Origin of the sequence: Nostoc sp. C110 (genome assembly GCF_043099725.1) — a bacterium.
GTDB lineage: Bacteria > Cyanobacteriota > Cyanobacteriia > Cyanobacteriales > Nostocaceae > Nostoc > Nostoc muscorum_A.
The window spans coordinates 3,245,154-3,268,499 of the sequence record NZ_CP171148.1; the positions used below are offsets into that span (position 1 = coordinate 3,245,154).

Below are 23,346 nucleotides of genomic sequence, written 5' to 3' on the forward strand. Positions count from 1 at the left end.
GCACTTGGTGAAATCTAAGAACATTTTGTAATTGCATAAAGTCGAGGTTTATTGAGTAGGGGCAGGAAATGCTCCTTTACCCCTACGCTTTATCTATAAGCCTGTGGGCAGACTAGTATCCTCAACAATTCCATTGAGCGAAGCCCCAAAACAATCAGCATTAGCCCCCATGCCAAACTTAGCGAAAACTGTCCAAACAGCTTTTCTTACCTTAGCGTGTTCGTCACTCGTTAAGCGTCCCTTCGTAAGCAAGTCATTAAGTGCGCTGAGTATTGCGTCACGTTCATCTAGGAAACTGGGATTAGAGGGAGACAGTTTTAAGGCATCAACGACCATTTGCCAGCCAATCTGATGACCGCGTTCTTGCGAGCCTAATGCATGCCCAATCTGGCGATTCATCTCCATTAATGTGGCGCACCAAATCTCACCGATATTATGTTCTTCGTTGTAGATCCCTGTCCCAAGTTTGCCAAAGCGATCGGGAAAGTTGCTATTGTAGGGAAAGTGACGGATACCTCTTGGATTATCAGTCACCCAATCGCCTATGACAACTTTCTCAACTGGCTTACCGAAATTTTGAATCGTCAGAGCAAAATAGTCACCCCAGCCTTCACCCATTCCCCGACTTTGAGGCTGTTGGAGTCCCCGTGGACTATTCATTCGACCACCGACTAAACGGTTAGTCACGCCATGAGCAAATTCATGGAAGACTACATCTGCATCAAAAGCAGTATGCCGACCAGGAGGATCTACCAACCCCATGTTCATAATGGCTTTTCGCCCATCTGCCAGGGTTAACATATTCGCTGTTCCTCTAACGGTACCAAGAAAAGCGCGAGCATCCACCGGATCGCCAGCAGTTCCTTCCCCTGTAAAATTTATCTTTTGAAAGTTACCGACTGCTTCATTGAAGCCCAACAGGTAGAAGAAATCGTGCATATAGTTGCAGAAGTAGAAGATGTTTAATATCTTCTGTTCATGTCCATCAGGGTCGTTAGGATTGAACACGACATTACCATTTTGCTCCTGCCCCTGAAGTTTCTGAATTTCACGTTCTTGCCGTCCTGGAAATATTTCCTCCCAAAGAGCCGCGATAGTATTATTGCCAACGGACTGGTTGTTAGTACACCAATCACCAGGGAATTGAGGAGGCAGAGGTTGGGGGACTGGAACAGGATACTCATTCAAGTCTCTGGGAAAACGAATCATTCTTCGTGGGGTAGTCCTGGGATTTTCTGTATAAACATTGCCCTCCACAACCGTTCTCATTAAGCTTTGACAGTAAAGAATGTCTGGGTTAGATTGATCGGCTGAGATAATAACTTCGTATTGATCTTGATAATCTGGCAGAGTAATCTGCACGTACCATCCGAGACGTGTCTCAGGATTTTGATAAAAAAGAACCAGATGAGCGGAAATCAAGTCAGCAAAAGGCCCTTTATCCAAGACTGTCGGTTGACTCGGCATGGGAAAAGTAACTAGCACTCGCGGGTTGTAATCGGACAAGTCCACGCTGATAGGGGTTATTGACTGTCCCCAACCGTCTGTTATTTCCTCAGTTTCATTGGGGTTAGCGATATACCCAGCAGCAGCTGTTACGGCTTGGGTAACATCAATTTGCGGCGCAATATTAATCCCGGTTGGGAGATTAACGTTATTTCCGACGACTTCATTAATCTTCTGGTTAGAAGAAAAGCGAACAGTACGAACCATCTGAAAGACAGGAATACCGCGATAGGTTTGTTGTAAGTGAACCGCGCGACTATCAGCACTAGTTGTTTCAATGGTCGGGTCAGGGACGAATTCTACTGGTTCGCTGGGAGCAAATCCGAAAGCAGCACTAGTCTGGCTGACAAAGTTTAACGCTCGATCAATCAGCGATCCATCTGTGCTTGGGGCATTGTTTGAAACGAGAGTGTTGGGCGTACCTGTGAGTGAATTCAAATAAGCGACACTAACAGTATGGTCTCCAGGCAATTGATTAGAGACAGATGACGCAAATTCGCTGAGTTCATCAATACGCGTTTGAGTCGCACGATTTGTGCTGAAATTACGACGGTCAATAGAATGTACCATTGTGCATACCTAACCTTTTTGTAATGAGAAAGCAGAAGTTAAAGAACAAGGGAAAAACTAGTAGTTCGCCAAGTGAACTTGGCGGGGTAAAGGGAAAGGGGGGGCCCCCACGAAGTGGGGATAAGGGGCAGGGGTAAAGGTTTTAAATCCCTTACCCTTTCCCCTTTCCCCTTTCCCCAGACCTCACAAGCGCATTTTTGGGTTGGCAGACTACTAGGTTTTAATAACCTTCTATGGGCTGATCCCAAATTAAACATTTGCTGTCACCCATGCAGCAGCGCCAACTACGCGGGCAATATCAGCCGCATAGTCAAAATCCACAAACTTATCTTCCTTTCGGTGATAGTTGACGTTGGGTTCAGCTTCGGGTGATGTTGGATCGGGTCCAACGAAAAAGTCCTCTGAGGTAATGCAAGCTGCGTAGCCCCGTTGATGGAAACTTGCATGATCGCTCCTACCCTCGGCAGGGTCGGGTTGGGTATAGATTTGAGGATGTTCTAGCCTGGGAGAAAGAACAGAAACTAGCCGTTCAAGACGTTGGGCGAGAACGAGCGATCGCCTCTGCACGTCGGCGCATTTTGCATAACCAACGTGAACTTCAAAGGAACGAGGAGCTTCGATGTTGTAACCAATCATGTCCATCTGGTACACGCCAACAATGGGGGCAGCGATCGCCGCTTGCGTTCTGGCGTAAGCTTGGCTACCAACTAAGCCATGCTCCTCGGCATTAAAGAGGATAAAGCGAATTGTTCTCTTAGATGGGTTAAGGGAATTAAGCTCTTTGATGACCTCGGCAAGCCCTAAGACAGCAGCAACTCCACTTGCATCATCATCGGCACCGGGGGCAGGATCATTTTTGGCATCGTAAGGCCTATCGCTGGCAGCAGTAGAATCTAAATGGGCAGTGACCAGAACTATCTCCTGTGATTGACTGCCTTGAATTTCTGCCTCGACGTTGTATAACTCCCGTCCTTCGTGGACAAACTGATTCATTCTGACACTAAAAATATCTCCCCCAATGCTTTTTAGGTCTTGTGCTAATGCTTCTGTAACCAACGGCATATCTGGACTGTGAATATGTCGGCTTTTGATAATTCTCTGCTGCTCATTGAGAGGTTTGATCCCTGCATACCTTTCCACATGGCTGCGAATTTTGTCGGGTGTAATGGCTTTAAATTTGTCTAATTCAGCCTGAATTAAGGATGGCTCAGTGGTAGGGGAGGTTAAAAAGCCAGCAGTTCTCGCATTATTACCTTCTCCAAATGGTTCGAGCAAACTAAGATCGGGCAGCAGTTTCAGATTATGTCCGTGTTGGGCGTTCTCAAAATGATAGTCCTCTACTGAGCGATCTGATGGTAAGGCAACGAAAAGACCTTCGGTTGAAGAAGCCAAAACCATTTTAGAGGATTCATCATTAGCAAAAAATTCCGTCGATCTTCCTTGTGGGTTGAGAAAGCCAGTGCTTTTTTGAAGATCGTCCCGTAGTAAATAAACTTCTGTAGTCAGGGGATCGTCTTCACTACCCAAGCGATCTACTGCAAATCCCAAATCATCAAGTCTCATCGCCGCTTGGCTTGTGGCGATCGCATAAACCTGATTTCCTTTGTCACCAGTCACATACAAAGGTACAACAGGTAAAGATTTAATGACTTGCTGCCATCCCTGTTCACTGCGATCGCTTGGGACAGTTATGCGAATATACCTTAAATGGCTACCATTAAGCACGTCCCAGACTAGACAAGGATGTGGAACTACACGCCAACCAGCTTGTATTGCATAACTTCGCTCATGACTATCCTCACCAACAAATAGACACTGGTTTGGAGTATCAGAATGGCCTGCTTGACGTGCTGTAAACTGAAAGATTTCTGAAGAGTTTTTTGCACCATAAATGATTAGATCAGAATCGAAAAGATCATAAATTTGGCACTTTTCCAGCACTCTCTTTACGTTTTCGGGTTTATCATCGCCGATATTCGATATGATTCCGATGCGACTGTTGCGCTCACGCAACTGCCGCAGTATATCAGGCACATAAGGATAAACATCTAAACCTTCAAGGCGATAGGGAAAGGGTGAAATTCTTGGAGATCCAAGAGTACCGCCTATGTCAAAAAAAATAACATTATGGGTGTTTTCACTCATAATTTAACTTCTCAAAATTATTTACAATGCTCTTTATTAAATGAGGCTTTCTGGTAGCAATCGTACAGAAACTTAAGCTAAAAAACTTTTTACTTGCTTTTGATACAAATCATCCACTATGACAAAGATTGCCTTTTTTCCTAATTCACATTAGGCGTAAGTGGATACGCACAACTTTGGAGATAGTTAAGCAATGGTTGTATACCTTCAGGTAAGCTCAAGTCATCAAATGAGACATTGCACTCCTCGCCCTCAGCCGTTTCAACAGTAATGTTGTAGTTAAACAAGTCGCGGGCATGTGGCGCGTGATTACTTTTAGCTTTTTGTAAAATGCCACTTTGTTCCACTAAAGACTTTAATTTAGCCGCTTCGTTGCTTGGAAGTAAGTTTGTATCCACTTCACAACCCCTTCTCAAGCCTGCGTATCCTCCTGACTGAACGAACTTAACTTTCATAGTTGAGTAAGCCTCACTTATTGGCTGATTGGCAAGAAAAAGAAGAAGGATGAAAGACAGAAGATATAAAAATAAATGCTTCATACAGAAGAGCGGTCATACACTTTATACTTCACACTTGCTTCTTCTCCTTGCCATCCTCTCAAAGAGAGGGGAAATTAAGCTTGCTTGTCATTTTTTCCATTGGAGTGAGGAGTGAATGGCACTAAGTTAAGTCTAAAAGCAAGTACTGTAATGAGTGTAAGGGTTGGAGAGGAGCAGAGGGGAAGAAGAGAATTTATCCCTTTGGCTCAAATGCGAATGGCACGCTTAAAAAACACAAACCCTTAATATAGCTGGTTTTCGGGCGTAAGGGGTAGGGATGTAAGGGAAAAAACGAAGAACCAAATAATACTTACAAATCAACAACTTCCCTACACCCTGCCCTGGCAAAGATTTCAGCTTTTGTTCATGACATTCGACTCAGATACTCGTGGAGCTTCTTCTTTCTCCCGTGCTTCTTTGCTCTCCTACGCTTATGGTGTCTTGACCATTCATTCCATCTGTGTTAGTGCCATTCAAATGAGCAGCCTTTGGTCTATATTGTGGATGCTGCATTGTCCCACAAGCGCAACGACGACTAGGATACATACCAAAATTGGATAAATCAATGTGAGTCCCAAAAGCTTTTGGTCCCAAAACTTCCCGAAATTCAAAGTTGTTCTGTACAAATTTAGCGCAATCGTGATTACCGTCTGTTTGAGCAATTCTAATCATGGCATTAGCCACATCTGCAAAGCTGGCATTAGTGTTTGGGGACTCAATGATAGCACGCAGCACAACCTCACCCAAATATTTCCCAGTTTGGTAGAGAACTTCGGCACTATCTTGCACATAGGGATCTCTGCGTGATGTAAACAAATCTGCCAAAGTGTCGAACACTCCTCCTGTAAATACCTGAGACAAGTCATGTACCTCAGGAGTAACCTTACTGAGTTTTAAGTTATTATCTGCATTTCGCAACCCATTACGTAAGTTAAAAGCCAGTCCAAATTCCTCTGCTAGTTCAGCCAATATATTCTTTTGATGTAAATCTGCTTTCGTCTCCGCGACAATATACTCGACCAAATCCAACTGAGACAGAATCAAAAAGATGGATGTCAAATCACCAAATGACTCGTGTAAAGCTCCTGTTTGTGCTGGCGCATCCCATAAGATCCATTCAGGCTTTAGCGAGTCTAATATTGCATGTCCAGTTTCGTGGGCAACAATATCTAGTGAACGACAAGTAAAAACTTTCGAGGTTAAATTTGAATCTTTAAAGGGAGTGAAATAGAAAAACTTTAAAGCTTTTTCCTCACGGCTATAAAAGGCATTTGCCGTTTCTCCTGCATGAGGATAAACATTGATTGCTTGCTCACCATTATCTTGACTCCACTGCCAATTCAACTTTTTCTTCAATACTCTTTGGTAGAAAGTAAGAACTTGACGCACGACAGTATAAGTATGTACCGCATCGAAAGCTTCCACATTTGCAGCAGGGTCTGGTAAAAAATCTCGATTAACATCCGCAGGAACAGGCACAACACCCTTTATTCTAATTTGGGAGTCACTAGGCCCATCGTTTACTTCGGTGTGAACATAAACAGTTCTTGGCAATTTTAGTTCTGTTACAGAAGGATCTTGCTTCCAAATACGCGTGCGAGAACCAAGTATAGGTGGATTTATTTGTGCAGGCAAGTCCAACATTTTCTCTGCTACAGCGCGAACAGCTCCCTTTTCAGTAGCAAGAGTCTGGAATTTATCAAATTTGTGAGTGATTGGTTTAGCCGCTGATTCAGTGGTCATAATTATCCCTCTTTATATGGCATTATGCTTTTTTAAGCATTATCAAGTATTGGTTCTGTAGTAGTTAGTGATTAGCTTCAGTTAAGATTTTTAATATCTGTAGAGATATCTAAATCCTAGTTTTATCTATTAAAATTAGGAGCTAAATAAGTAGTAAAACCAAAACTATTGTTAAGCCCGTAATTGAATTCTCACAGTTAGATAGAAAAACTTTAAGACTGAAAGCTATCCCATTCATCGAGCAACATTCTGAATTCCCAATAGTTATTAAGTAGACATCCCGAATAATTGATTCTGCGTTGCTCAAAATCCTTAGTAGGGGCGAACGTAATACGGTTCGGATAAGCATTTTTCACAATCGAGTGTGGTCTGGGGAATGGCCTTGCAGGTATTGGGTAAAGGATGTATTCAAAACCAATACCTTTAACCGAACCGTATTGGGGGCGAAGGGTTGTTCGCCTTCATATCATTTCTGGAGATGTCTAGTCTTAAAAAATTGGGTATTTGATATCTGAATCATGTTTCGATACATGATTTCATTATGATAAGTTCAAATACTTAATCCTCTAACTAAAGTTAGAGGATAAGTAAGCCAAAGGTATAGTATTGCTGAAAATGAGACTAATTAAGACAAACCTCGTCTCTTTATTGGGTAGATTTAGGTGATTTCAATTAGCAAGTTGTCAATACAACAAAATACGGCAACGATAAACTCTTCAATAGAAAGCATCTTTCCCTCATTCTAGTCATGGTGACGATTTTCTCTCTCCAGATGAGGATTGTGGGATTTTTCTTTTCAATCATTCGTACACCAGCCTTTTGTAACGAAACAATACCCGGATTTCTCACCAGAATTCTCAAAGCCTTATACAATCTAGATTCTGGTTTTTCACACTGCATCAACAAATAAACTGCTAAAAATGCCCGAAACATATTCTGGGTAAGGATTATGAAAAGTGCGATGCCTGCGGCGGGCGTAGCCATCGCAGGGCTTGTGAGAAATGCGGGAATAAGTCGCACATCGCGTTTTGTAAAGAAGTTTATACTATTACATTCACTTTTATAGCATTCAGATAATCTTGAAAATATTAGTAACTATGTATTGAGCTTGTTCTTTTGTCGAATAACAAATTATTTGTCGTTGTTAACACATTAGTGCCGCTCTACAATGCACCTGCCAAGTTACGCAATATCAAGCATTAGCCCATTATACGCAGCATAAGTCTTTTTTACCTGCCGTTGTTCTAAGGAATCCAAAGTACTACAACATAGCTGGGATGGAAATTACATCAATTTAAAAGTTTAACGACATTAATTTCATAACACGACAAATAAATTGTTATCCGACATTTGCTATGGGGAGATACTTCCCAGCAATTTTTGTTAAAAATACTATAAGTAATTACAAGTATGGATTTGCCGCAACCCCTGGAATCCCCCTATGGATTCTGGAAGTCTCCTATTACTGCTGACGCTATCGTTGCTGAAACGATTAATATTCAAGAAGTAGCGTTAGATGGCAAGGACGTTTATTGGATCGAGTCACGACCATCAGAAAAAGGTCGATATGTAATTGTCAGACGAACTGCCAATGGCGAAATTGTCGATATTACTCCAAAGGGTTTCAGTGCTAGAACACTAGTCCACGAAAATGGAGGTGGTGCTTTTGTTATGAAGGACGGAATTACATATTTCTCAAACTTCAGCGATCAACGGATTTATCGACAAACTAATATAAACACCCCCCAGCCATTGACACCTGATGAGAAAAAACGATACGCAGATGGTGATTACGACGTGGCTCGGAATCGAATTATCTGCATCCAAGAAGATCACACAAATGAACTCGGTGAGCCTGTCAATTCTATTGTTGCGGTTGCGGTTGCTGACAGTAGGAAATTGGAGTCTCTAGTTCAAGGTAATGATTTTTATTCATCTCCTCGACTGACTCATGATGGTAAGCAAATTGCCTGGCTAACCTGGAACCATCCAAATATGCCTTGGGTAGCCACAGAATTGTGGATTGCTAATTGCACAGATGAGGGGAAACTGGAGAACTCACAAAAAGTTGCAGGTGGTTCAGCAGAATCAATATTACAACCAAAGTGGTCGCCGGATGGTTTACTCTACTTCATTTCTGACCGGAGCGGTTACTGGAACCTCTATAAATTTGTGAATGGCAAAGTTGAACCAGTTCTTTTGGATGAGGCTGAGTTCGGTCAGCCTCCTTGGCAGTTTGGAACTTCTACCTATGCATTTGTATCTGCCAACCATATCGTTTGCACTTATGCAAAAGGAGGAAGGTGGATACTAGGAATCATTGACCTTTTGACGGGTTTGCTTAAGCCTATCGATACACCGTTCACTTATTTCACAGCTGTTCATGCTACACCCAGAAAGGTTGTGGCTATTGCAGGTTCACCCACTATGACCTCGGCGCTAGTTCAGATTGACTTAAAGACTTACGAAGTCGAAATCCTACGTCGGTCTACTCAAGAAAACCAGCAATGGCAACCTTATTTTTCTACTTCTGAAGCTATTGAGTTCCCCACCGAGAAAGAGTTGACAGCACACGCCTTTTTTTACCCTCCCAAAAATCCTGAGTATATTGCACCTGCTGGAAGTAAACCTCCTCTATTAGTGATGTGTCATGGTGGTCCTACCGCAGCATCTGACGATACTTTAAATTTGTCAAAACAATTTTGGACAAGTCGAGGGATCGCAATTCTTGACGTTAACTATGGTGGTAGCACTGGATTCGGTAGGGAGTACCGCGATCGCCTGAAAGGAAAATGGGGAATTATTGATATTGATGACTGTATCAATGCAGCGAAGTATCTCATTCAAAAAAATTTAGTTGATAGCCAACGGATAGCTATAACAGGAGGAAGTGCTGGTGGATATACAACATTAAGCGCCTTAACGTTTCGCAATTTCTTTAAAACAGGAGCCAGTTTTTATGGCGTTAGTGATTTAGAGCTTTTGGTTCGGGATACGCACAAATTTGAGTCGCACTATCTCGAATGGCTAATTGGCCCTTATCCAGATCGACGTGACCTCTATGAAGAACGCTCTCCTGTGCATCATGCTGACAAACTCTCTTCGCCTCTGATATTTTTTCAAGGCAATGAAGATCGAATTGTTCCTCCCAACCAAACGGAGAAAATTGTCGAGGCGTTGCGGGGTAAAAATATTCCCGTAGGTTATTTTCTCTTTGACGGCGAACAGCACGGCTTTCGGCAGGCAGAAAACATCAAGCACGCTCTAGAAGCGGAACTGTATTTCTTCGATCTATGGCTGACAAAATCAGGTTTGCGTTTTTGATTTATTACCGTTTTGGCATAATCCACATAATAAAATATGACAAATAAGACTATACAACACCCAGAACGCTGGACTCGCGACTACATCTTCGACATTCTGCGTGAGATAGGCATTCACTACATTTTTGGTGTACCAGGTACAAATGAAATTCCAATTATTGATGGCACATCATATCCAGAAAATGAAGTCCAATACATTGAATGTTTACATGAAAACATCGCCATCGGTGCAGCGATGGGTTCGGCACGGATGAGCGGCAAACCAGGCGTTGTTGTTGTCCACGTTACACCGGGTATCGCTCATAGCATCGGTAATCTTTTCAACGCCTGGCGATCGCATGTCCCCTTAGTAATACTTTGTTGCCAGCAGCAAAATGAGTTAGTAACACAAGAGCCACTCTTGGCCTCAAACCTCGTTGATCTGGCACGGCAGTATACGAAATGGGCACATGAGGTTCGGACACCCGAGGAAATTGGGCTGGTTTTACAGCGTGCGTTCAAAGAGGCGATCGCGCCGCCTAACGGTCCAGTAATGGTCGCCATCCCGTGGGAATTTACAATGCGCCACATTGATGCCGAAGATCGTATTCCAGGGATCACGCAGATATCGCCCCATTTCACTGGTGACTCATCAACAATCGAGCAAGCGGCTTTGCTGCTGGCAGAAGCAAGGAACCCGATTATCATTGCTGGTGATGCGGTTGGCTATGCTAATGCTTGGCCAGAGTTACAGGAACTCGCGGAACTCCTGGGCGCACCAGTACTACTCCAGACCTTCAGTAGCGTGGCGAATTTCCCCAACGATGACTTCCATTGGCAGGGAGAACTCCCTGGTACCCAATTAGGAATGCAACAAGTATTTCAGGATCATGATGTTGCCTTTTTCTGCGGCTTCGGTCTTCAAGCTCAGATTACAGTCTTCAAGTATTCCGACGGTCCTCTGATTCCCCCCAGTGTTCAGCAGATTTATTTGACGAATAACACCTGGGACATCGGCAAGAACTCTTATAGCCAGGTGGGAATTCTCGGCGATATCAAAACAACACTCCCACTGATCAACAACCTTGTTCGTCAGAACCCCCCAGCAGAGGCGGTAAAGCGCAACGAGAATCTGCGACAACTCAATGTTCAGCGACATCAACAGTGGCAACAATATTTGGAACTAGCGCTAACAAAAGATGAGATTTGGGCTGTTGTCATTGCTGACGCGCTCCGCGAGGCGATTCAGGAGCGCGGTCTGGAGAAACAGTTTGTGTACGTCCATGAGGCAGTCTCCGATCCAGCACCGTTCCAGTATTTTCTTCCACTTGGCAATGATGGGGCCGTACCCATTAGCTACTATTGCGTAGCTGGCGGCTCCCTCGGCTGGTCAATGCCTGCTTCTCTGGGAATTAAACTCGAAAGCTTTGGTTGGCAAGGCATCGAGACGCGCCTGGTCGTTAACGCCGTCGGTGACGGCTCATCGCTGTTTTATCCGCAAACTTGGTGGACTGCGGCACACCGCGAACTCGGCATACTCTATATCATTACGAACAATCAGGAATACCAAACACTGCAAAGCGGACTGCAACAGGTAGTCGCTGCATATAGCTCTGCACCTGGCTATGGCTGGAAACCGAAGACTAACGACCCTGAGTATCTGCGAATTGAGAAGCCAAAACTCGACTTTGTAGCTCTGGCGAGGGCCTTCGGTGGTCAAGATGGTGAGATTGTAGAGACTTCTCAGGACGTTAGTTCTGCTGTACGGCGCGGCATCGATTATGTATTGGAGAACCGGCGCTCGTATATCCTCGATGTACGAACTGCCAAAGACACGCTCTCAACGCCATTGACCCAGCAGATGTCTGCACGCTATACCGCACAACCGCCACTCAACTTTTTTCATCGTCAGGCGGAAAAATCATTTTTGCGGACGCAGGCTCCTGGCGCAGCGGTGAATGTTCCGATTATTTTTTAAACCAAACACCAATAGAGGATGACAAATCATGGCAGAAATCGATATTGCGATCGTCGGTGGTGGTGTATCAGGCGTCTATAGTGCGTGGCGGCTCAAACAAGCCTACCCAGATCAAAATATCGTTGTCTTCGAGGGGAGCGATTATATTGGGGGGCGTTTGCTCTCAGTGCGCCCGCCCGATATTTCAAACATGGTTGCGGAACTTGGGGGGATGCGTATCCTCCCAGCAGTGCAACCACTGATCGCAAAGCTCATCGGAGAGCTTAATAAAGTCCTCCCACTAGAGCAGCAGATTGAGTTGTATGATTTTCCGGTCGATCAACCACAAAACATCGCCTATCTCCGTGGTGTCTATCTCCGGCTTTCCGATTTCATTATCAAACCGGATAAAGTGCCGTATCATCTCTCGTTTCTAGAACGTGGTGGTACAGCAGGCAGCATCATCATCAATGCGATTGAGCAGATTGTACCGGGAATCACAAATCCAAAGCTTACTGAATCTCAACGCCGAGAGATGGTGCAGAACGCGAGTTTTGCTGGAACACCGCTCTGGAAACAAGGCTTTTGGAACGTGCTAATACGCATCATCAGCGGCGAAGCTTACGAGCTCGGCATCGATGCTGGTGGCTACAACTCAACACTCACTAACTGGAATGCCGCTGATGCAATTCCCTGGTATCTCTCCGATTTTGGCATTGACCCGCAATACAAGGGTTTTAAGAAAGGATTTCAGGAGGTACCCAAATCATTAGCGCAGCTTTTCTCCAAAGCTGGTGGCGAAATTCGGCTTAATACTAGGCTCGACGGCTTCGATTGGAAAAACGCCACATTTGAACTGAGCATCCAAGGAGAAACGATCGCTACAAAATCATTGATCCTCGCTATGCCGCGCCGCTCACTCGATCTGCTTGTGCCTACAAGTCCGCCTCTGCTGGAAATTCAGCACCTCATCACCAGCGTCACACCGCGCCCACTCTTCAAGCTCTTCACAACCTATACTAACCCGTGGTGGCGTGCAGCAGGCTACACGGACGATGGTAAGTTCATTCCAGTTGAGTCTGGACGAACAGTCACAGACCTGCCAGTGCGGCAAACCTATTACTGGCCCAAGGACGACGGCAAACCAGCCACCGAGGGGCCATCGATGCTGATGGCAAGTTATGATGATGGCACAGACATCGGCTTTTGGGACGGTCTCCGCCCACGACGGCATCAGGCTTGGCAAGCGCATCGGCAGGTTGCAGAATTAGTGAAAAATCCATACCTGGGGACAAGCAAGCAACAGTCTAACAGCGAATGGGACAAATACGTGGCACCGGCACCAATGGTTGAGGAGGTGGCACGCCAGCTTGGGATTATCCACGGTCTCAACTATACACCGGATGTGCAGAACGCCGCATTCCGCGACTGGGGTGATGACCCGTTTGGCGGTGGATGGAATAGTTGGAATATCGGTGTAAAAAGTTGGGAGGTGAAGCAACAAATTATCCAACCGCTCGGCACTGATTGCTCACTCTACATCTGTGGTGAAGCCTATTCAGACGCTCAGGGTTGGGTTGAAGGCGCACTGCAAACGTCCGACATGGTGCTGGAAAAGTTCGGTATTAGCCCCTTACTGTCTAGTACAGTACAGCGTAAAAAGCAGACCATTAAATAGCCAAAACTTTGCCCTTGTATGTCCACTTAAAAGGTCACGAGAAACGCATCTTATTTACTAATAAAAACTAAATTGACATAGCCACAACAAGCAATACCCGCGTTCAGTTCTAAAAATACTAAGGAGTCATGATCATGAGTACTAAACCAGAACAAAGTCCATTAAGCTTTGTTGCCCCAATTAAGGCCCCAGTGCCAGAAAACTATAAAGCCCTAAAGGAAATTTTAGAAACTGGGACTTTTGGAACAGCACTAGATCAGATTGGTACAGTGCATTTTGGGCGTTTTATGTTCCTCGAAAAAGTTACGCCAGAATCAGGGGAAGAGTATTATGCTAAATTTGCACTCTTTACCGCCTATGACGGAGATTTTAATAAATATGTTGATGACTTTGTTGCAGTGGTTGGTGACTTTTTCAATACAGTGTTAGTGCATTTAGAAAATGCTGAAGGGTTAATTCCAGTCCAAAAAGACTCTGAAGCTTTTGCTGATTATATACAAAAATATAATCAACCAGTAAAAGTTTGGTATAGTGCTTATCCTACTTTAACTGTGGTTAAAATTCGTCAGCTTGCGTCTAACTGCTAAGAGGTTATCTGGAAAGTGTTTCACTGTGACTTTATGCACTTTTAGATCCCCCCTAACCCTTCGATAAATCGGGGGGAACCGGAATCAAAGTCCCCCAATTAATCGGGTAATTTAGAAGGATCTAAACTTTTGATACCAATAAGAGGACTTTTCAAACATCCTTTAAACTAAAACTTACTTTAGTGGCAACCACACCCCTAGAGTAAGTTGTAGTTAATTAATCTGAAAAGTTCTATTTGGCAACACTTTTATTTAGAGCTGGACTGAGCAAAAAGGCAGAAGATGTAAGCTTTTTTGTCGCCAAGTTTAAGGCAATAATTCTCCATTTGTCAAACATCCTACTTCTGAAATTGAGAAAATCTATGACAAATGAAAAAACTCTAACGCAGCTTAACTTTAGTGATATCCAGGGTTATATTATCCGTGGCTATAACATGAACAATGTGCGGCATTTTGTTCTATATATTAAAGATGCGAAGGGCGTAAAGAAATTTATTGGTAGCTTGGTAAGCGGTAGTGATGAATCAATTCCTCAGATCACCACTGCTGCATGGTGGGACATAAAACCGAGTTATTGCTTAAATATTGGCTTTACTTTTGAAGGTTTAAACGCTCTCCAATTTGTTGCAGATATTGGTCAATCCTTTTCCGGTTCCAACTACAAATCATTTAGACAAGGTGCTATTGCTCAAGCAACTCAAGTAGGTGATATTGGAGAGAGTGCCCCTGATAAGTGGAAAGGTGGATTAGGAACATCTAATACTCATGTTTTGCTCTCGCTCTATGCTCAAGATAGTAAGGTGTTAGAGCAGCAATCGGATAAACTGCGATCGCTCTTTAAAGAAGAAGACGCACTTAAAGAGTTATCTTGCTTTGATGGAGCTAAACTTCCTGATGAGAAAGGCCAACCCAGCGATATAGTTCATTTTGGTTACAAAGATGGAATTTCACAGCCGAAAATAGAAGGTGTTCCTACAAAGCGTGGACTTTCAAAATCCCTCGACCCCCAACCTATTATTCCTGCTTATGAGTTTATCCTGCTGGATGATGAAAAAGCTCCTTACTATGTACCAACACCTCCGGAGTTGGGCTTGAATGGTAGTTTTGCTGCTTTTCGAGTCCTGGAACAAGATGTAGCTGGCTTTGAAAAGTTTCTCCAAGAGCAAAAAGATAAAATTGATTCAGACAAACTGGCAGCTAAAATGTGTGGCCGATGGCGCAATGGTGTCCCTCTAGACCTTTCTCCAGATGCTGATCAACTAACCTCCCCTAAAGAACCAATTATTTACGAACAATTTAATAATTTTGATTATTCTGATGATCCACAAGGATATAAATGTCCGATTGGTTCACATATACGACGCACAAATCCTCGTGCGGCAAAAATACAAGGGGTAACAAATATTCACAGACTCATCCGTAGGGGAATTCCCTATGGGTCTCTTTATAATCCTAACTCTCCTAATGATGGCATTGAAAGGGGATTGCTAGGTCTATTCATCTGTGTGAATCTCAAACGTCAATTTGAATTTGTCATGGAAGAGTGGGTGAATAAAGGAGATTTTGCTGGTCTACCTACAGATGCTAAAGCTCCCCTGATTGGTGCTAATGACAATAAAAGTGGTCAATTCGATATTCCCGTCTCCCCAGACAACCCTTCCATCAAGTTGACGGGTTTTGATCGATTCATTACAACCAAAGGAGGAGCTTACTGTTTTATACCTAGTATTACCGCGTTGCAACACATAGCTAGTCATTCAACTAAGTAAGTCGCGGAGAAAATTTCTAGTCTTCGTCGAAAGAGAAAAGAGTTTCACTTAGTAAACTTATTTACCAATCTTGAGATAATTCCTATGACATTTACCGATCAGAATCTAGCTACACAGCGACCGGATAGTCTAAAAGACTTTTGTTTGCCTCGACGCGAGAATTACTTTCCCTCCCCTGCGGATTGGAGAAATGAAGTGCTTTATTTTCTCTTACCCGATCGCTTTAGCGATGGTAAAGAGGATACACGTCCTCTGCTGAATCGACAGCAACTGAATCTGGCCCGCCCTAATCTACCGAATGGGCAGTCTTGGCGATTTGATAAATGGGCAGAGTCGGGAGGCGATCGCTGGCAGGGTGGGACACTCAAAGGATTAGAGTCGAAACTGGATTATCTGGAGCAACTGGGCATGACGACGATCTGGGTAGGGCCAGTTTTTCAACAACGGGGTCACTTGGATAGCTATCACGGTTACGGCATTCAAGATTTTCTAGAGGTCGATCCTCGCTTTGGGACTCGCCAAGATTTGGTCAGTCTGGTCAATAAAGCCCACGAAAAGAGACTACGCATTATCCTAGATATCATTTTTAACCATTCAGGATCTAACTGGCTCTATGCTCCGAATACTCCTGGGGGAGAATTGGAACCACCTTATACGTCTGGTTGGTATCAGTTTGGCACATGGCTAGGCGATCGCGGACAACCCATTGCGGTAAAGCCTCAAACGAGCGCAGAAGGAGTGTGGCCGAGGGAACTTCAGGAAGCAGATTGCTACACTCGTGCTGGCAAGGGAGATTTGGGGCGAGGAGACTTGGATGATCCCAATGCCGAATTTCGGCGTTCGGATTTCATCACACTACGAGATTTCCAGTTGGAGTATCCCCATCTGTTAGATAACTTAGCCCGATGTTATAAATACTGGATTGCGCTGACGGACTGTGATGGCTTTCGGATTGATACACTCAAGCATGTTACCTATGAACAAGCCCGAAATTTTTGCGGAACTATTAAGGAGTTTGCAGCCAATCTAGGTAAGAGTGACTTCTTTCTAGTGGGAGAAATAGCAGGCGGAGACTATAACCAAGACCGCTATCTGGATGTGGTGGGGCAAAATCTAAACGCTGCTCTGGATATCGCCGAGATGCGGGTAAATCTTAACCTGGTTGCTAAAGGGCTGATAGATCCAAGAGCCTAATTTAACGGGTTTGATCCAGGGAAAGCTGTAATGGGGTCTCACCGGAATATCGGACGGCGGCATGTTTCAATTTTGGATGATCACGATCATGTATTTGGTGAAAAAATCCGCTTTTCCAGTGAAGCTGCATCGGATCATCAGGTGATTGCCGGAGTAGCATTGCAACTGTTTACATTGGGAGTGCCCTGCATTTACGCTGGAACTGAGCAGGCATTGGCGGGGCCAGAACCGTCTGAACGGAGGTGGTTGCCCGACTGGAAGAAATCCGATCGCTATTTACGGGAGGCGATGTTTGGTCCAGAGCATCCCCGACAATCTGGCGTAGCGGGACTGCAAGCTTTAGATCAAAATTTACCTGGTTTCGGGCCATTTGGGACAGCAGGTGCTCATTGTTTCGAGCCAAATCACCCTGCCTATGTCCGAATTAAGGCAATGGCAGCAATCCGTAAGCAGTTCCCAGTGCTGCGATTGGGACGGCAGTATTTGCGACCGATCGCGATTCCCTTCTTAAACTTGCCCTTTGGTGATCACGGACGGAGTGGGGAAATTATCGGTTGGTCACGGGTTTTAGATGATGAAGAGGCGGTTTGTGTGCTGAACAGTCATGGAACGGATAATCGGGGAGCAAGAGTTTTGGTAGATGCCAATCTGAACGCGATTGAAAGTTTAATGACGGTGATTCTGAATACGGCTGAAGTGGCAAATCTGCCGGGTTACACAGGTCCTCACAAAGTTGGATCAACGGTGTCGGTGCAGCAACAAGATGGGACTGCCTATGTTGAAATCCAACCGATTTCAGCATCCGAATTTTTGATTCTGACGAATTATCCCTGAGGTCAAGCCGAGGTTTTGCGATCGCAGATGCCAAACAACTGACTAATTTACCACCAGGAGAATAGGAGGAAACTATGAAGGTGAACAGGAAAAACAGTTATTCCCCCTCGAATCGATTTAAATATCTAGCAAAATTATTAGGCGTGTTCATCCTGACTCTCTGTTTTGCGATCGCTGCCTTTCCCACATCAGCACAAGCCAGAGTTATGCAATACCAGAAAGGTAATTCTGCTGATGTCAATCCACTCTTATCTGGGATGGTCTATGACTTAGGCGGTGGGGGGCGTGATGTTGATCCGGCAATTCAGTGGATGATCAACCAGGTGAGGGGGTGTAGCAATTGCGCCACCAAAGTAGATGTGGTGGTGATTCGCTCGCCTGATGACGATCCCAGCAATGATGATGCTTACAATCAGCCTATTATGTGCATGCAGGGGGTCGATTCCGTAGAAACTTTCGTGATTGGCAGTCGGGAAGATGCTAATCAGTCTGATGTCGTCAATCGCATCCGGCAAGCCGAGGTAATTTTCTTTGCAGGAGGAGACCAATGCAACTACGCACGAAATTTTCAGCGCACTGAACTGGAGGATGCCGTAAAATCCGTCTATGCACGCGGGGGTGCAATTGGTGGCACTAGTGCCGGTGCTATGATCCAAAGTGAGTTTATCTACAACGCTTGTTTACAAGGACGAAAAAATATCACCAGTGACGATGCTTTACGCGATCCCTATGCAGACATAAGTTTTACCAATAACCTGTTCGAGTGGACAATCCTCAAAGGCACAATCATCGACACGCACTTTGATGTAGATGATCGTATGGGTCGCTTGATGGCATTCATTGCCCGCCAAATCCGCGATGGCATGGCAGATGAGGTTTTGGGCATTGGCCTGCCAGAAGCCACTTCGCTGGTTGTTGATCAGAATGGCATGGCTCAGGCTATGGGAAAAGGACCAGTCTACATTGTCTTAGGCGATCACTTACCTGAAAGGTGTGAGCCGGATCGATCATTCACGTTCTCTAATTTCAAAATATGGAAAGTAGATAATGGGCAGACGTTTGACCTAAAGAACCGACCTACCAGAGGCTATTATCTCAGGACGGTCAATCAGGGACAACTCAGTGCTGATCCTTACCGATCTAACTAATCACTTTAACCAAACCAATGTAGCGGGCTTGCCGCAGCCCTAAAGTGAGAATTCCTTGAGATAGCGTTCCCTCAACTCCCGCTCTTGCATGATAGAGCTTTTTCCAATCAGTGGAAAGCTGTTGTTTTCGCACAGTTTGCAAGAGCAACCTGAAATTTTTGTAGTCTTAAAAAGTAAAAGATATAAGAAAATAGGATAGCGCATTCAAATACTTTGGATTGAGTGTAAATAACCTTTCGCAGTGAGGATCTCCATATTTCATTATCAAGACTATTTTTTGAACAAAATCCTTCAGCAAACTTTTCATAAATCATTGTATTTGTTCTAGCAAGGTGAAGGAATGCACATAATTCTCCACCTTGCCAAAAGTTCTTCTGTTCGTTGTTTATTCTTTTTTATTTGCTCCCTCCAGATTTAAAAACAATATATGTAATCTGTAACTGTTTCTAACAGTCATGCCAGTATGTTTTTAGCAAAAATTTCCTGGTTAACAGCTATGTTTTCTTTGACAAAGTAAGAATTATGTGCACAAACTGAATCATAGCCAAACCATTGTTGTGAGCAACTTGTTGGGTTAAGTTTTAGAGTTTCCTCACTGATATCGAACATACCCCATAAAGTACCGCCAACGAGATCACCCTTGGCATCAAGGTTGATCCATTTGTTTACCATAGAGGGTCGGCGACCATCTCTATTTTCTGGGCGTAAGAAGTCGCGCACCGTTCCAATTGATAAAGCACTACCTACGGTAAAAAAGTTCGAGACATATCTTTGTAAAAATTGCTCATTAGCCTCAAGTTCTCGCAATCCTTCATAGGCAACTACAGTACCCCAACTGTGAGAAATGATGTCGATTTGGTTGTTATTAATCAGAAGAGGCTTGACAACATCTGTGAAGCAATCAATGATGCGCTGGCGCATTCTGCTGTTTAACATATAAATGAGAAAGTCGTCAATTGCCAGAGCCGCTGCATTGCTTTCTACCCAATGAGTCTGCATTGCTGAACTTCTGTGGAAACCACCGTTGGTATTTGTCGCTAGTTCTTGTCGCCGTCGATCTTCTAAAATAGCCATAATTTCTCGCCGCAGTTGCTGTTGCTTGGTGGTATCAACTGCATTGACAGCATTGACAAAAGTTTCGGTATTGACTAAATGACTCCATAGCACCTCCAAGCGCGTGTCACCAAGGTTTCCGTTCTTGAAAACTTCTCCGACGTGCGGTTGTAACGCCTGCCACCAACTGTCGGAATAATGCTCTCTATGTTGGCTAATCCCGTGTACATATACGAGATAATGGTTTCCAACTATGCGTGGTGAGCCATTGCCTAACTGTTGCGATCGCGTGATTGTATCTCCTAAGAAGACACTCCCATCTAGTATTTGTTCCTGACCAGAAATCGAAATTCCTACCGCATCGAAGGCGCGGGCGATCGCCTGCAACTTTGCATTCCGAACCTCAATCGCATCGCCTCGGAACAAGGTGCGACCAACGAGTTCAATCGCCCGCCGACTGTCTCTGAATAAGGAAGTCCGAGACAGATACTGAGTCAATGTTAGGTAGAAAAGCGCTGCAAGACTCTTGCGATCAAACAGATAAGCTCCTTGCCTATCCTTAGCTGTCATAATTTTGTAGGCAGCTAAATTGTGGATGCCGCTGTTGAAGTGAACGCCTCCCCAGTCACCGGCTTCAGTAATCGGCAAGTTCAGGTAATCTCGCATATGTGCAGGTTGCCGATATTTGCTAGGGTTACTGAGATCCCGGAGCGGTATCCCCGTACCTTGAAGTTCCTCTCCCATTTCCCAGTTCCATGCAGACAGATTTGGCTTTTCAAAATTAGAGACAATGATCCCAAAAATATCTGAGTAGGATTCGTTTAAAGCTCCAGATTCTCCCGCATACTGGAGCCGTGCCGTCCGATCAGTTACTCCGTGGAATATCTCGTGGGCAACAACATCAAGCCCTACAGCATAAGAACGGAGCTGTCCACGAACTTTCCTCTGACCATACACCATTTGCCCTTCTACCCAGGCCGCGTTCCGCCACTCCTGACCGTCCGGACTTTCATTTGCAACTATGCAGTTGATGCTGGAAATTAACGGCCCACCTATATTGTCAATACCATTACGACGGAGAACGTCCCGCAGGAAAATTGCTACCACCGCTGCGTTGGCGTGGGCACTGATCGCTCCTGGTGCCCACTCTGGTGGTTTGCCCACATAATTACCTGGTAATAACCCCGAATTCAAGTCCCGAAATTCAAAGTCGTAAGTATGAACATTCAAGTCAAGGTCTTGTAATGTTTTCCTATCTCCTGTCATTAAGTACGAAATTTTACGAAGCTTTTCAAGACCGTCTAGTGCTTCTTCGACCTGTTGTTGAGAAAGAGAGGCTCTATCTAGAACAGCGACACTCGGCGTTCGAGGTAATTTAGCAACGATCTCGCCATTATGTGCATCAATTAAGTAGTCCATTAACAGTGGTATATGCTTGTCTGTTTGTGTTTTCTCCCGACTTTGTTGGCGTACATCCTCAATTACGTATATTAAGCGCCATCGATCAACTGCTGTGTCAAAGTAGTAACACAAACAGGGTGTTGCTTCGAGTGGTTTCAATCCATATCCCGCTAAGTCATGAACCTTATTCAACGCCTCGGCTGGTGAAATCTGCGCTATGGTGTCTACATTTATCGGCTCTCCCAGTGACGAGTTGACTGCAAGTAGCTCGTTCCCATAGTCCATCTCAATAGTGATTAAGGAACCGTAAACTGGAATCTTGTTGTATGTTTGACGAAACTTTACAGTTTTCGTCTCAGTAAGGGGCAATGTCTCGGTGCCAAGGATTTTGAATTCACAAGTGGCGTTGTTCACTTCTGGAGCAGTAAACTGCGGCAGTTCCTTACTTGCCAGAGCCTGATTTAAGTGCTGACGAGCGGCTGTTTCTGGATCAAGGTTACGCAGACCTACAGCTTTTGTCGTGGCGAAGGCAGCTAACGAAGGTCTTTCAGTCCGCAATATATTAGCTACCCGATCTGAAGTCTCGTCTTTTGTGTGGAATGCAAAGGTGTGAAGTCCATTCTTACTCATTTATTTTTCCTCCTTTTTAATCGTGGAGTCAACTCCTAATGTGTGAGTTACAGACATAATTTCAATCTTTAGCAAGAGCTAAAGCAAGGAGAGCCAAATCAAGATCAACTGTCGAATTATTTTTCTTTATTAATTGTTTTAATCAACATAGAACATCAAAATCTAGTATTTTAAGTCCTTTTGATAGATAAAATTGTTTAGACTACTTAATTGGATAAAGTTCAGCTTATAATATCTCAAATTTTAATCAATTATGTTATGTCTGAGACAGAGAACTGTAGGAAACTACAGTGCCAAAGTTAATTAGATTGTCAGGTATGTACTCTGAAAGGCGACTTTGGTAGATAAAGGAGATACTAGCAATAAGTTTCTCAGTAAATAGAGCCTCTCTATTAAGCTTGGGCATTCTGAAGGATAAGAGGATAAGAAATGAAGTGTAAAAATGTTCTTATAATTTGAAGGTTATATAAATCTTTTGGCAATGAACGCAATAGTTTAAAATTCTTAACGCAAAAATGCTTAAGTATTCGATTCGATTAATAATACATTATTTTAAGTTCTTGGTATTGATTGACCAAATCTTATATTGTGCTAATTAGATCATGATGAAGACGACGTTTTGGTGACAAGGTACTTTAGAAAAGCTAATCTACGATGTTGAACTTTATACTGGGCTACAGGTGCTTGTTGGATTTATATAAGTAACTGGGCGTTGCTGAGTGCGGTATGAATTAATCAAACACCAGGATAAAACGATACTTCAAGTAATGAAGTAATAATCGAATAGAGTATTGCTTCTGGCACCTCAGTAAGTTTGATGTTGCTGAGATCGAGTTCTATTGCTCCCTCTCGTCGTGCTTTTTCAATACGCTGTTCTGCTTCCCGATAAGCTTTATCTCGTGCCATGACCGAATGGCACTAAAAAAAGCTGAAAGCTTTGCCTGGAGTGGGTGTGGGAGGTGTGGGGAGTGTGGGGAGAATGAGGAGGAATTGAGAATGGGTGCGGCATCTATCGCTTGGGAGCAACACACTACCTCCCACACCTACCACACTCAAAAGCCTTACAAATAATAGATTCGCCGTTATCTTAGTGCCATTCTGCCATGACCAAATCCTTTCTCTCACTAACAAAATCGGACTAATAGCCAGACTTTTTCTGGGTAACAGCCGATACAGGTGGTTTAGCCAGAAAATCTCAGCCTAACATTCTAATAAACAGCAAGCAACGCCAAAGGTGAGTCTTCACAAGTTTCTCAACTTTTTATCCTAATGTCAAAAGTAGATCCAGCT

The 23,346-nt window shown here is 44.1% G+C and carries 16 protein-coding genes; 8 read left to right on the top strand and 8 right to left on the bottom strand.

Annotation, left to right across the window (positions count from 1 at the left end):
• Window positions 1–93: 93 nt before the first annotated feature.
• The 5 genes from ACFFRD_RS19510 to ACFFRD_RS19530 form a co-directional block, all read right to left on the bottom strand.
• Window positions 94–2,076: a M36 family metallopeptidase gene (locus ACFFRD_RS19510; protein WP_163929420.1), complete on the bottom strand. Its 1,983-nt coding sequence runs from the start codon at window positions 2,074–2,076 to the stop codon at window positions 94–96.
• Window positions 2,077–2,325: 249 nt separating this feature from the next.
• Window positions 2,326–4,221: a M20/M25/M40 family metallo-hydrolase gene (locus ACFFRD_RS19515; RefSeq protein ID WP_392482814.1), complete on the bottom strand. Its 1,896-nt coding sequence runs from the start codon at window positions 4,219–4,221 to the stop codon at window positions 2,326–2,328.
• Window positions 4,222–4,361: 140 nt separating this feature from the next.
• Window positions 4,362–4,760 carry a protealysin inhibitor emfourin gene (locus ACFFRD_RS19520; RefSeq protein ID WP_228058079.1) on the bottom strand — a complete coding sequence of 133 codons (399 nt, stop codon included), beginning with the start codon at window positions 4,758–4,760 and terminating at the stop codon, window positions 4,362–4,364.
• A gap of 378 nt (window positions 4,761–5,138) precedes the next feature.
• Window positions 5,139–6,503 (bottom strand): hypothetical protein, encoded by a 1,365-nt coding sequence (locus tag ACFFRD_RS19525; protein WP_392482815.1) that lies wholly within the window; start codon window positions 6,501–6,503, stop codon window positions 5,139–5,141.
• 672 nt (window positions 6,504–7,175) lie between these two features.
• On the bottom strand, window positions 7,176–7,523 hold the full coding sequence (locus ACFFRD_RS19530) for a hypothetical protein (protein ID WP_392482816.1): 348 nt from the start codon (window positions 7,521–7,523) through the stop codon (window positions 7,176–7,178).
• A gap of 390 nt (window positions 7,524–7,913) precedes the next feature.
• On the opposite strand from ACFFRD_RS19530, the gene ACFFRD_RS19535 reads away from it, so the two are divergent.
• The 8 genes from ACFFRD_RS19535 to ACFFRD_RS19570 all read left to right on the top strand — a co-directional run bounded on the left by ACFFRD_RS19535 (window position 7,914) and on the right by ACFFRD_RS19570 (window position 18,972).
• Window positions 7,914–9,827, top strand: a complete 1,914-nt coding sequence (locus ACFFRD_RS19535) for a S9 family peptidase (RefSeq protein WP_392482817.1) — start codon at window positions 7,914–7,916, stop codon at window positions 9,825–9,827.
• 36 nt (window positions 9,828–9,863) lie between these two features.
• A complete protein-coding gene (locus ACFFRD_RS19540) occupies window positions 9,864–11,783 on the top strand; it encodes a thiamine pyrophosphate-binding protein (RefSeq protein ID WP_392482818.1) in 1,920 nt (639 codons plus the stop codon).
• A 28-nt stretch (window positions 11,784–11,811) separates the two neighbouring features.
• Window positions 11,812–13,440 carry a flavin monoamine oxidase family protein gene (locus ACFFRD_RS19545; protein ID WP_392482819.1) on the top strand — a complete coding sequence of 543 codons (1,629 nt, stop codon included), beginning with the start codon at window positions 11,812–11,814 and terminating at the stop codon, window positions 13,438–13,440.
• Between the two features lie 134 nt (window positions 13,441–13,574).
• Complete coding sequence (locus tag ACFFRD_RS19550) at window positions 13,575–14,027, top strand: hypothetical protein (RefSeq protein ID WP_392482820.1); 453 nt, start codon at window positions 13,575–13,577, stop codon at window positions 14,025–14,027.
• A gap of 362 nt (window positions 14,028–14,389) precedes the next feature.
• Window positions 14,390–15,796: a Dyp-type peroxidase gene (locus ACFFRD_RS19555; protein WP_392482821.1), complete on the top strand. Its 1,407-nt coding sequence runs from the start codon at window positions 14,390–14,392 to the stop codon at window positions 15,794–15,796.
• A gap of 84 nt (window positions 15,797–15,880) precedes the next feature.
• On the top strand, window positions 15,881–16,990 hold the full coding sequence (locus ACFFRD_RS19560) for an alpha-amylase family glycosyl hydrolase (RefSeq protein ID WP_392482822.1): 1,110 nt from the start codon (window positions 15,881–15,883) through the stop codon (window positions 16,988–16,990).
• 30 nt (window positions 16,991–17,020) lie between these two features.
• On the top strand, window positions 17,021–17,824 hold the full coding sequence (locus ACFFRD_RS19565) for a hypothetical protein (RefSeq protein WP_392482823.1): 804 nt from the start codon (window positions 17,021–17,023) through the stop codon (window positions 17,822–17,824).
• A gap of 74 nt (window positions 17,825–17,898) precedes the next feature.
• Window positions 17,899–18,972 (top strand): cyanophycinase, encoded by a 1,074-nt coding sequence (locus tag ACFFRD_RS19570; protein ID WP_392482824.1) that lies wholly within the window; start codon window positions 17,899–17,901, stop codon window positions 18,970–18,972.
• On the opposite strand, the gene ACFFRD_RS19575 is transcribed toward ACFFRD_RS19570, so the two are convergent.
• The 3 genes from ACFFRD_RS19575 to ACFFRD_RS19585 form a co-directional block, all read right to left on the bottom strand.
• On the bottom strand, window positions 18,965–19,105 hold the full coding sequence (locus ACFFRD_RS19575) for a transposase (protein WP_392483112.1): 141 nt from the start codon (window positions 19,103–19,105) through the stop codon (window positions 18,965–18,967). The genes ACFFRD_RS19570 and ACFFRD_RS19575 overlap by 8 nt on opposite strands.
• A gap of 320 nt (window positions 19,106–19,425) precedes the next feature.
• Window positions 19,426–22,056 (bottom strand): M4 family metallopeptidase, encoded by a 2,631-nt coding sequence (locus tag ACFFRD_RS19580; RefSeq protein WP_392482825.1) that lies wholly within the window; start codon window positions 22,054–22,056, stop codon window positions 19,426–19,428.
• A gap of 735 nt (window positions 22,057–22,791) precedes the next feature.
• A complete protein-coding gene (locus ACFFRD_RS19585; protein ID WP_392482826.1) occupies window positions 22,792–22,962 on the bottom strand; it encodes a hypothetical protein in 171 nt (56 codons plus the stop codon).
• Between the last annotated feature and the right edge of the window lie 384 nt (window positions 22,963–23,346).